This is a genomic window from uncultured Campylobacter sp. (assembly GCF_938018035.1).
Lineage (GTDB): Bacteria > Campylobacterota > Campylobacteria > Campylobacterales > Campylobacteraceae > Campylobacter_B.
In genome coordinates, this window is record NZ_CALIJF010000018.1 from 1 (window position 1) to 10,311 (window position 10,311).

Consider the following 10,311-nt stretch of genomic DNA (forward strand, 5'->3'; position numbering starts at 1 on the left):
TTCGGTTCGCAAAATACGACGAGATATTTATCACGCAGCCCTTGCTAGTCGCAAGCGCGCCCAAAAGCCCCTGAGTAAGCAGATAGGGCGCTTTGACGTTTAGGTTTAGATGGGCGTCCAGCAGCGCTTCGTCGGTCGCCTCAAACGGTACGAATTTTCCCAACCCGGCGTTATTTACAAGGATATCTATCTTAAGAGGTAGCGCTAAAATGCGCTCGCAAAGGCCTTTTATCGTTTTGCTTTGCGCCAAATCTGCCTCTACCGCGTAAGCTTTCACGCCGTAACCGCCCAATGCCTCCTGCGCGATTTTTAATTTCTCCTCGCTTCTGCCGAGCAGGATCAAATTTGCGCCCTCTTCGGCGAAACACTTTGCGATGCCAAGCCCTATGCCGTCGCTTCCGCCCGTAATTACGGCTGTTTTGCCCTCTAATCGTTTCATACTTTTCCTTTCAATACCTAAATTTAGGTTCTAAAAATTTGAGCGAGATTTATGGATCTTGCAAACTTCGAAATTTTGCAGGCCTTAAAATTTTACCCGTTTTAAAATTCTATTAGTTTAAAATTCCGCCGACTTCGGAATTCTGCGGTAGAATTTTGCCGATCAAATTCTACCGACCTTAAAATTTTACGACAAAATTTCGCCGACTTTGAAATTTCATATCTCAAATCCTACGATAAAATTTCACGGCAAAATTTCATCGTAAAGCTCGCGGCGGAATTTCATCCGTAAATTCCACCCAAACTGCGCCGCTTGGCTTACAGCACCTGTTTTACGCTGCTAGCCGTGATTTCAAGTAGCCTCGTAGCAAAAGGGAATTTCGCCTTCGTTTCTTCAAACTCCGCGCCACTATCAATAAAACGCGCCGTGCCCTTCACTACAAAGCCACGCCCCGCTCCGAACCTGCCTGCTAGCTCCTTTGTAGCGACGCTAAGCTCGACGTTTGGATTAGCCTCCACATTACTTTGCGTCTTTTTCATACCCGCAGCCGGGATGAGGATGCGATCTCCCTTAATGACGAGATATCTGTTCCACGTATTGCTGATATGAGCCTCGCCCTGCGCGCAGGTAGCGATACCTACGGCGCATTCATAATTCAAAATCTCCAAAAATTCCTTGCTAAACATTTTTTCTCCTTAAATTTACATTTTAAAGCTCGCGATTTTGGCTGACAAGCCCCGCGCGCAACTGAAATTTTAACTACCTCCGCTACTTTCCGCCGCGGTTAAATTTTATACTTCAAAAGCGCGTCTTTTTCGGCTTTGCTTACGCGAAAGCTATCACGGATCTTCGATATCGCCTTGTTTTGGATAAATTTAACCGCCCGCTTGCTCTCCAAAAACGCAAGCGTGATCTCGCGCTGCTTGATAAACATCTCCGCTATCGCCCACGCCGCGCCCATCTGCACGTAGTACCGCTCGTCGCTTTCGGCAGCGCAAATTTCAAGAAATTCTTTAGGCGAGATCGCGCCCATATTTCGCATAAAATAAACGTAGAAAAATCGCCTCTCAAACTCGTCCGCGCCGTTTTTAGCCTGCTTTAGTAGCGCGTCCGCAAAAGCGGCGTTCCTGAATTTCGGAGCAAACATATCACAAACCGCCCAATTTGGCATCGTTTTGATAAAATCGCTCGCAAGCTCAAATTTCGCCTCATCCTGCTTCAAAAGCATTATGAAAAAGCCCTTTAGCACGAACTCCTCGTGAAAAACGGGCTTATAATTTTGCAGCTCACGCCGCGCTTCATCTGCTCCACCCAAAGCGGAGAAGCTTTTGCGGGCAAGCGCGCGCAGCGTGGGAGTGCGCACGCCCAAAATCTGCGGCGCGGGTATTAGGCGCTGCGAAAATTGCGCGAACTTCTCCTCGCTTAACGCCCGCAGCTGCCCTAGCATCTTTTCTCGTAAATCCATGACTTTCCTTTAAAGTTGATCGTAAATTTAATCGCGCGCGAGATTACGATTTTATAACGGCGCACCGAAATTTCGCCGCACAGGGCTTTTATTTAAACAGATCGCGCCGCACGCTCAAACTAATCATCGCCCGATAGATCGCGTTTAAGTCGCTTGCCGCACTCGCTCAAAGTCTTTTGCCTAAAAAACGCGACTGCTAAATCGCGCAGTATGCCTCAGGGCAGAGCAAGTCGTGCCACTAAAGCCGCTTAAATAAAGCTCGGCGCGTCGTTTGAAAACAAAATCAGATCTCCGCTATGCGTATTTTCGCTCAAAACCCGCTGCAAATCGCGCTTATCTTTCAAAACGATAGTCTTTGCGGGGTCTATCCTACTTTGCAGCACCTCGGAATTTAGCTCGCCCGTGATGATCGCGAGATCAAAAATTTCATCGATTTTGGCGGCGAGCGTCTCGTTATCCTCGCGCATGCTCTCGACGATGCCCGGCGTGATGATGACCTTGCGCCCGCCGTAGCTTCGCATCAGCTCGTAGCTTTGCAGCATGCCGCTTAGATTACCGTTGAAGCTATCGTCAATGATGATCTTGCCGCCCGCATCGAGCCGCGCGAGGCGGTGCTCGACGGCGTCGACGCGTTCGACGCGACTTTTGATCTTATCTGCGCTAAGCCCTAAAAATCGCGCGATCTTTATGCACGCGGCGAGATTTGCCGCGTTAAATTTGCCCAAAATCGGCGCGAAAAACTCATGTCTCTTTCCTTGTTCGCTACGCCCGTTTGAAATTTTACGCTCACTCAAAGCTTCTTGCGCGCCCTGCTCTTTGTCGCCGCAAATTTTATCGTCGCTAGCGGCGCGAGCGGCTTGTTCACAAAATTCTCGCTCGCTTTGTTCGGCGCAGGATATGGAATTTGCATCGTCAAAATCGGCGCCGTAATTTTTAGAATTTTTGTCTTTTTCCGCGCATGCCGCACTGCTTGCATCTAAGCTCAAATCGCCCTGCCCTTCGCCACCTGCGGCGGATGTGTCTGCATGCAGCGTGGAATTCTCTCCGCTTACGAGGGGCTCATTCTCGCTCAAGTTAAGACTAAATTTTATTCCGTCCAGATCCGCACCGCAAATTTCCAGCCCCTCGTCGTAGATCGTGACGCGCTCATCTGGGCTTTTTTGCGTGGAGCTGTGCAAAAACGCATGCTTTAGCCGCGCGCTTGTGAGCGCTTCGAGCTTGGTTTTGCGGATGTTTTCGATGCTTTTGAAATACTCGATGTGTTGCGCGCCGATCTCGCCCACGACGACGATCTGCGGTGCCAAAAACTCGGTGATCTCGGCGATATCGCCGCTTAGCCTGGCGCCTGCTTCGGCGATGTATATCTGCGTATCTGCGGGTAGCGCCTCGTTTACGTCGCGCACGAGCCCTGCTAGCGTGTTTACCGAGCGCGGCGTCTTGTAGCAGCGAAAGTCGCTTTTTAAAATTTGATACAAGAAATTTTTAATGCTCGTCTTGCCGTAGCTCGCAGTGATCTGAATGATCGTAAGGGAGGGCATCTGGGCCAGTTTTTTGCGTGCGGCGGCCTTAAATTTCGCAGCCTGCGCCCGCTCGTAAGCAAAACTCGCCGCAAGAGCGGCGCCAAGCGGTAAGAAGATCGGCAAAATCGGAGCTTCTGCGGCATAAAACGCGGCGCTAAAGCCAAACGCACAGAGCGCTAAAATCACAAAAAATCGCTTCACGCGCGGCGTAAAGACGAGCTTTTTATCAAGCCCTCTTTGCCAAAAATAAAGCGCTAGCGCATAGACCGCGACGATTAGAATTTTAGCGATGTGCAGGGCATGGAGGGGCGCGGCGCCGAATTTGGCCGCACAGAGGCCCACCGCGATCTCGCAGCCAAAATACGCCGCCAGCGGCAAAATCAAAAAATAGAGGTGCCACGCGGGTTTGGTGAAGTGAAAGATGATGCGCGCGGGCTTGTACGAAAACCACTGCAGGCAGGTGATCAGATAAAAGCCGAGCATCAGGACGAATGCCGCGTGCGCGATCAAAAATATTATATTCATCTTTTAAAATTCCTTTTTATTTACGCGCCCGCTTTGCGAGCCTGTGCGGGCAAACGCGGCGAGCTCGGACTAACCGGCATTCGACTTCATTTGCAAATTTTACGAATTTTCGCTTTGCAAATTTTATTTTTGTAAACTTCGCTAGCTCGTAAATTCACGCTCTCGCGTTGGCTGCACGAGCCGCGCGCTAGATAAATTTACGCTGTCGCGCCGCTCTTTCGTTATTGATACTGTGCCGCGCCACGTCTCCATTTTCGATACCGCACAGTATCCATCTCTCGCGACCTGGAATTTTCGCGCGCTGCGTATCTTACGATATTGAGACCTACCTCGCGCAATGATTTGCATTATTTACGGCACATAGACCTTATGTCGCGGTAAATACATGGCGCGGTGCGACTAAATTTAATTGCCCGCTTTTCGGTGCACGCACGCGGTTTTGTCGTCTATTGTACGGCTGCCGCAATCGCGAGCGCAGAGCAGAAACGATCCGCTACGGCGTAAAATTTTAAAATTTAACGCGGCACGCCGCAATTTGAGCTTTGCGTTTTGAATTACACACCCAAAGAGCAGATTTTGCGCCGCTAAATTTTAAATATATGCCGCGTGCTCGCGACTTTATAATCTAAATTTACGCCTTGGCTTGCGATTTTAGCGCAAGCACAATGCAAAATTTAAAACGCGCGCCGCAAGATAAGCCGTATTAAAGCGCCGCATTGAAACGCTTTTTAAAATACACTCGCTGCCACCTCGCTTTTCGCGCGATCTATTTTTGCAACTAAAGCGCGATTTTTAGCGGCACTTAAATTTCGCGGCTAAATTTTAAAATTTACACTAAATTGCGTTTCGTTTTAAATTTAGTGCGGCGCCAAATCGTTAAATTTAGCTGCCGCTAAGCTCCTTTTCGATCTGCTCGCCGATAAAATCCGCGCTTTGCAAAAAGAAAAAGTGATCCCCCGCCAGCGGATAAAATTTGCTGTTTTTAATGAGCAAGTGGATCAGCTCGCCGCTTTTTAGGCTAGTGGCGCGATCGTCCTTGCCCCAAAAGATGAGCGCATTTTGCGGGCTTAGCGCAGAAAAAATATCGCGGAAGTCCTCATTTACGACGTTTTTTAGCGTCTCATACATCGTCTTGCTCATACCTGCGGCATCCTTGCTCGCAAACGCACGCCAAAGCCCCGCCAGTCCAAGTCTTTTTAAAATTTTAAAAATCGCGATTTTGGCGCGCACGGCAAAAGGCTTGGGCTCGATGATACCGGCGCTGCTTAGCAGTATGAGATTGCGCGGAGCCAGCAATGCAGCGATCTTGCCGCCGAAGCTGTGCCCCATGATCGCTGCGGGCTGCCTGCCGAAAGCCGCGATAAAGGCACGCATAATCTCCGCGTAATCCTCGCTGCCAAGGGCGCGCGCGGGCTGCGAGCTGGCGCCAAATCCCGGCAGATCGACGCACACTAACGCGTAACGGCGGAATTTATCCGCAAAAACCCTAGACATAAGCGCCTTGTTTGCGCCCCAGCCGTGCAGCACCAAAATATATTCGGCACGCTGCAGGTTTGAAATTTCGTAGCTGATTTTGTAGCTCTCGCCGCCGCAGACGAGCTCCTTACTCGCCACCGCCGCTCCTTTTGGCGTAAACGGCCTTGAGTAGCTCGACTGCTTTTTCGAGCCGCTCAAACTCGCTCATACTGATCATCACGGCTTCAAATTTGTTGTTTTTGACGATCAGGGCTTTTTTGATCTCTTGGTTTTTGATCTTGTTTAAAACGGTGCTGAAGTTGCGCACGATCTCGGTAGCGGTGTAAATTTCGTCTTGATTTATCATGGCTTGACCTTTGGGGTAAAATTTTACGCAAAATTTAGCGTAAAATTTTAAACGATTGGCTACTTATTAGCGGTGATTTTGGTGATCAGCTCGTAGCTTACAGGGATCTGCCTCATCGGCGGCAGCGACGAAGCAAGAGCTGCTAAAACCTCGGAGAAATCATCAAATAGGTAGTTTGCGAGGCTGCCTGGGTTCGGATTTATCTCGTTTAGATAAATTTCGCCCTCTTTTTCAAAAAAATCGCAGCGAATGAGCGCGCCATCGAATGATCCTGCGTTATAAAGCCGCGTAAAGGCGTCTTTCATCTTGCCCTCTAGCAAAGCGCCAGGACGAGCGGGCTCGATCGCGCCACTACGCGAAAAATCCAAATATTTACGATCGAAATTTAAATAGCCCTCTTTTTTTGGCTCTTCGATGTTTGAAAATACGATTTTGCCGTCTATTTTAGCGCCTGCGAGATTAAATTCCTTTACGTTTTCCCAGTATGGCTCTACGATCGCGCTATCGTCCAGCTCAAAAGCCTGATCCAGCGCGTAGCTAAACTCGCTTTCGTTCTTGGCTATCGAAATTCCGATGCTAGAGCCCAAATGAGCGGGCTTAACGATGATCGGAAAATTAAAATTAGGCAGGCTGGTACGATTTACGATCTCATACGGCAAGGTTTTTACATTTGCGATTACAGCTAGGTGCTTGGTTAAAATTTTATTATAGCTTAGCACGCTAGCTTCTATGCGAGGTCCGATATAAGGGATGCCAAAAAACTCAAATAGCGCTGCCATTTTGCCATCCTCGCCGTCGCAGCCATGGATTAGATTGATATATGTGCCGACTTCTAGCATGCTTTTGCTAAACATTCCACTCTCAAAAAATCCGCCCGCACCGATACTAAGCTCTTTTGCTTTAGCATAGCCGCCCTGCTTAAAATATGCCGCGCGCATATTTTTATCCTCAATGCGGTAAAATTTACGATTTTTATCGCAAAATATAAACTCCAAGTCCCAGCCTTTTAGGGCATTTTTGACGGCAATTGCCGAGATGATACTTACTTCGTGCTCGTAGCTCTGAGCTCCAAAAACTAAGCCAAATTTCATTGTTTTCCTTCAAATTTTATTTTCTACGCTAATTTTTTTAACGCCTCTTTGACAAGATCTGACGTATTCGTGCTACTGCAGCCCGCTAAGATTTGATTGATCTTATCGCGCTTAAATCCAAGGCTTTGTAGCGCGGACGCCGCTTCGTTCTTATAAGTCTCGCTAGGACCGAATTCCATTAGCTTCGCATCGCCCAGTTCGGCAATGATCCGTCTAGCGGTCTTTGGACCGATACCTGGAACTGAAGTTAGCGTCGCAGCATCCCCCGTAGCTACGCAACGCGCGAAATCCTGCGGAGCGAGCGTCGAACAAACCGCCATCGCCGTGCTTGCACCTACACCGCTAAGCTTGATTAGGGTTTCAAACATCCTTTTTTCACTCTCGTCTAAAAACCCGTACAGCGAATCGGCATCCTCGCGCAGAATTTGAACGCACGCAAGCTCGGTCAGCCTGCCCTGCGTGAGCTTCGCGGAGGTATTTAATGACAATGAAAGAGCGTAGCTCACGCCGCTAGCGCATTTAATGACGCAAGCAGTGGGCTCTTTGCGCGTGATAATTCCTTCGATCGCCGCTATCATCTAAGAGCCTTTAAAATTTCGTTTATGCTCTCATTAAGCGCTAAATTTAGGGCATTATAAATGCTTTGCGAGCTAGGATCAGGCACGAAAACGCGCTTAGTGACGATGCCTGATTTTATGCTTTCTAAAGAATTTAAAATTTCATATCCCATCGTAACGGTTGCCTGATCGTTATCGATCTGAAGCGCTACGATACTGGTTTTTAGGCGCAAATCCCGCTCTTTTGGCACGAAGATCGGATTTAGCGAGCAGGTGGAAAATGCCGCATCTAGCAGCGCCTTATATACCATCTCGCTAGGCATCGTGATAAATTTGGCGTCGCTTGCGAACCGCGTTCGGTTTCTAAAATCCACTATTAAAATATCCCGTCTATCGACAAGATCGGTCGCCGTGATGGTGTCGATAAAGATATTTTTACGTGCACCGCTAGGATTTACGCAGCGCTTTTGATCATAACGCAGCTCGTAGTAGGTGTATGGCTTAGCCTGCTTAGCTAAGCAGCCGCCTAAAAATATCGCTGTCAGCGTCGCAGCAAGCGTAAACTTTATAAAATTTTTCATCTTTATTCCTTTTTATCGTCGCGATCCGCGCCTTTAGAAGTGTCTTTGAAAAAGAAATCGTAAGGATTGTCCTCTAGCCTAAACATCGCGCCTTGGAATTCTCTAAGCGATTTTTTTAGCTCGCCAAGAGTGTTTTTTGCCTCCTCAAGTGTAGGATCCAAGATCGCTTTTAGATTGTACTCGCCGCGATCGATACGCTTAGTGATGATGCCTGCGGTTTTATCCAGCGAATTCGATAGATTGGCAGCACTCACGGCAAAAGCGTTTAGATTATCTAACAGCGCGTCTAGCTCTTTCTCGCGCTCGTTTAAATTTGCTATGAGAGTATTTACGTTAGCAAGCAGTGCGTCTAAGCTTTGGAATTTTTTCTCATCGCTTAGCTCAGCGCTAAATTTATCCATCGAAGATAGAATTCTATCCACTTTATCGGTATTTTGCTTAGACAACAGCCCATTAATCTTAAAGATCATCTCACTCACGCTATCGGTGATGACTTCGGCTTTGGAGCCGATTTTATCAAGAAGCGTTTTATCCAGCGCAATTATCGGCTTTTTATCATTCGGCGGAAAAAGCTTGCCGCTTCCTTTCGTGATATTTATAAACGCGATTCCACTGATGCCTTGAGATTCTACCTTAGCGACGCTATCTTGCGAGATCGGCAGTTTGCTTTTTACCGAAATTTCAATCTCGATGATCGCATTTTCGATATCGGCAAAGTCGATACTTTTGATGATGCCCGCATTTACGCCGATAAATTTAACCTCAGAATTCTCCTTAATGCCTACGGGAAGCTCTTTTGTGTGGATATAGTAGGAGCGGTAGCTCTCGCCGCGGTCGGTCTTAGTAAGCATCCACCACATAAATGCCGTAAGAGCCGCGACGCAGATCATAACAAATGCGCCTACTATCGTGTATGAAGTTCTATTTTCCAATCTTTTCTCCTAATTTCAGAGCGTAAAATTTAAGCCCTGCGATATGCCTTAAAATAGCCATTTGGGCTTAAATTTTAAAACTTAGCACTTTCTCAAATAGTCGCAAAATTTGCAGAATCATCTGAGTTTAAATTTTAAAGCTTAGCGTGCATTTTGAAATTTCAAAATATCGCCGCGCCGTATTTTAGCGTAAAATTTTACCGCCCCGGTTTAATTTAACGCCGCTTGCTCGTCAAAATTTTAAAATTTAAAAGCGCTATCCAATAAATGCGCCCTTAAATACGACCCGCCTAAATTTTAAAATTTCGATTGAGCCGCTAAGGTCTAAATTTTAAAATTTAAGCCCTGCGGAGCCCGGAATTCCTCGCTAGGTTTAAAATTTAAAATTCTTCCGCTGCTATTTTAAAATTTCAGCTCCTACCTATCTAAATTTTACCCGCCGCGAGCTGTATTTTAGCTCGGTAAATTTCAAAGCCTAATCTCTTTGTCGCATCTTAAATAACTCTTCAAGCGGATTATTCTCTAGGCTTGAAATCTCCTCGATGTTTCCTTCAAAAGCGATTTTCTGATTATCCACGATCAAAAACCGATCCAAAATGTCAAAGATACTATCCACGTCGTGCGTCACCATCACGACCGTGACGCCGAGGCTGTCTCTAAGCTCGCAAACAAGCCTATCAAGGGCTCTGGCGCTGAGCGGATCAAGCCCCGAGTTTGGCTCGTCCAAAAATAAAATTTCAGGGCTAAGTGCTAGCGCGCGAGCCAGCGCCACGCGCTTTTTCATACCGCCGCTAAGCTCGTTTGGGCTAAGCGCAGCAGCCTCCTTCTTAAGCCCCACCTTTTGGATCCAAAACATCGATAGCTCATCTATCTCGCGCTCGCTAAATTTAGAGTATTCGCGCAGCAGCACGCCTGCGTTTTCGAGCACGCTCATCGAGCTGTAAAGCGCGCCGAACTGAAACATCACGCCGCATTTTAGGCGGATCTCGTTTTGCTCCGCCTCGCTCGCGCGCCAAATATCGCGCCCGAAAATTTTAATCTCGCCGCTTTGCGGGCGTTTTAAAAATATGAGGGTTTTCATTAACGTCGTTTTGCCGCTGCCGCTGCCGCCTAAAAAGCCGTAAATTTCGCCCTTTTTGACGCTAAAGCTCACGCAATCGTGCATAACGCGCGATCCGTACGCGGTAGTAACGTCGCGTGCGACTATGATTTTAGCGCTTTCGCTGGATTGCACTTGCTCGCTCATAGTCCGATTTCCGAAAACAGAACCGCAAATACCGCGTCGATCGCGATGACCCAAAATATCGCATTTACGACGCTAATGGTGGTGTATTCGCCGATGCTTTGGGTATTTCCTTTTACTTCGAAACCCCGCATGC

At 47.7% G+C, this 10,311-nt stretch carries 12 protein-coding genes; all 12 read right to left on the reverse strand.

Annotated elements, in window-relative coordinates:
- On the reverse strand, nucleotides 1-439 hold a 439-nt coding region (locus Q0257_RS00545; RefSeq protein WP_298020209.1), incomplete at its 3' end, for an SDR family NAD(P)-dependent oxidoreductase.
- A 317-nt stretch (nucleotides 440-756) separates the two neighbouring features.
- A complete protein-coding gene (locus Q0257_RS00550) occupies nucleotides 757-1,125 on the reverse strand; it encodes a pyridoxamine 5'-phosphate oxidase family protein (RefSeq protein ID WP_177389050.1) in 369 nt (122 codons plus the stop codon).
- Nucleotides 1,126-1,223: 98 nt separating this feature from the next.
- Entirely contained in the window at nucleotides 1,224-1,904 is a 681-nt protein-coding gene (locus Q0257_RS00555) for a DNA alkylation repair protein (protein WP_298020212.1), read from the reverse strand.
- A 248-nt stretch (nucleotides 1,905-2,152) separates the two neighbouring features.
- Nucleotides 2,153-3,949 (reverse strand): Mur ligase family protein, encoded by a 1,797-nt coding sequence (locus Q0257_RS00560; protein ID WP_298020215.1) that lies wholly within the window; start codon nucleotides 3,947-3,949, stop codon nucleotides 2,153-2,155.
- Between the two features lie 882 nt (nucleotides 3,950-4,831).
- Nucleotides 4,832-5,563, reverse strand: coding sequence for an alpha/beta fold hydrolase (locus tag Q0257_RS00565; RefSeq protein WP_298020218.1), 732 nt, complete (start codon nucleotides 5,561-5,563; stop codon nucleotides 4,832-4,834).
- Nucleotides 5,553-5,771, reverse strand: a complete 219-nt coding sequence (locus tag Q0257_RS00570; protein ID WP_177389042.1) for a type II toxin-antitoxin system Phd/YefM family antitoxin — start codon at nucleotides 5,769-5,771, stop codon at nucleotides 5,553-5,555. Before Q0257_RS00570 ends, Q0257_RS00565 begins: the two co-directional genes overlap by 11 nt.
- 59 nt (nucleotides 5,772-5,830) lie before the next feature.
- Nucleotides 5,831-6,862, reverse strand: coding sequence for a D-alanine--D-alanine ligase (locus Q0257_RS00575; protein WP_298020220.1), 1,032 nt, complete (start codon nucleotides 6,860-6,862; stop codon nucleotides 5,831-5,833).
- A gap of 23 nt (nucleotides 6,863-6,885) precedes the next feature.
- A complete protein-coding gene (gene ruvA, locus Q0257_RS00580) occupies nucleotides 6,886-7,440 on the reverse strand; it encodes a Holliday junction branch migration protein RuvA (RefSeq protein ID WP_298020223.1) in 555 nt (184 codons plus the stop codon).
- Nucleotides 7,437-8,000, reverse strand: a complete 564-nt coding sequence (locus tag Q0257_RS00585; RefSeq protein WP_298020226.1) for a hypothetical protein — start codon at nucleotides 7,998-8,000, stop codon at nucleotides 7,437-7,439. Before Q0257_RS00585 ends, ruvA begins: the two co-directional genes overlap by 4 nt.
- Before the next feature lie 2 nt (nucleotides 8,001-8,002).
- Nucleotides 8,003-8,932 carry an MlaD family protein gene (locus tag Q0257_RS00590; RefSeq protein ID WP_177389034.1) on the reverse strand — a complete coding sequence of 310 codons (930 nt, stop codon included), beginning with the start codon at nucleotides 8,930-8,932 and terminating at the stop codon, nucleotides 8,003-8,005.
- 475 nt (nucleotides 8,933-9,407) lie between these two features.
- On the reverse strand, nucleotides 9,408-10,178 hold the full coding sequence (locus Q0257_RS00595) for an ATP-binding cassette domain-containing protein (protein WP_298020230.1): 771 nt from the start codon (nucleotides 10,176-10,178) through the stop codon (nucleotides 9,408-9,410).
- On the reverse strand, nucleotides 10,175-10,311 hold a 137-nt coding region (locus Q0257_RS00600; RefSeq protein ID WP_298020233.1), incomplete at its 5' end, for an ABC transporter permease. The genes Q0257_RS00600 and Q0257_RS00595, both read right to left, overlap by 4 nt.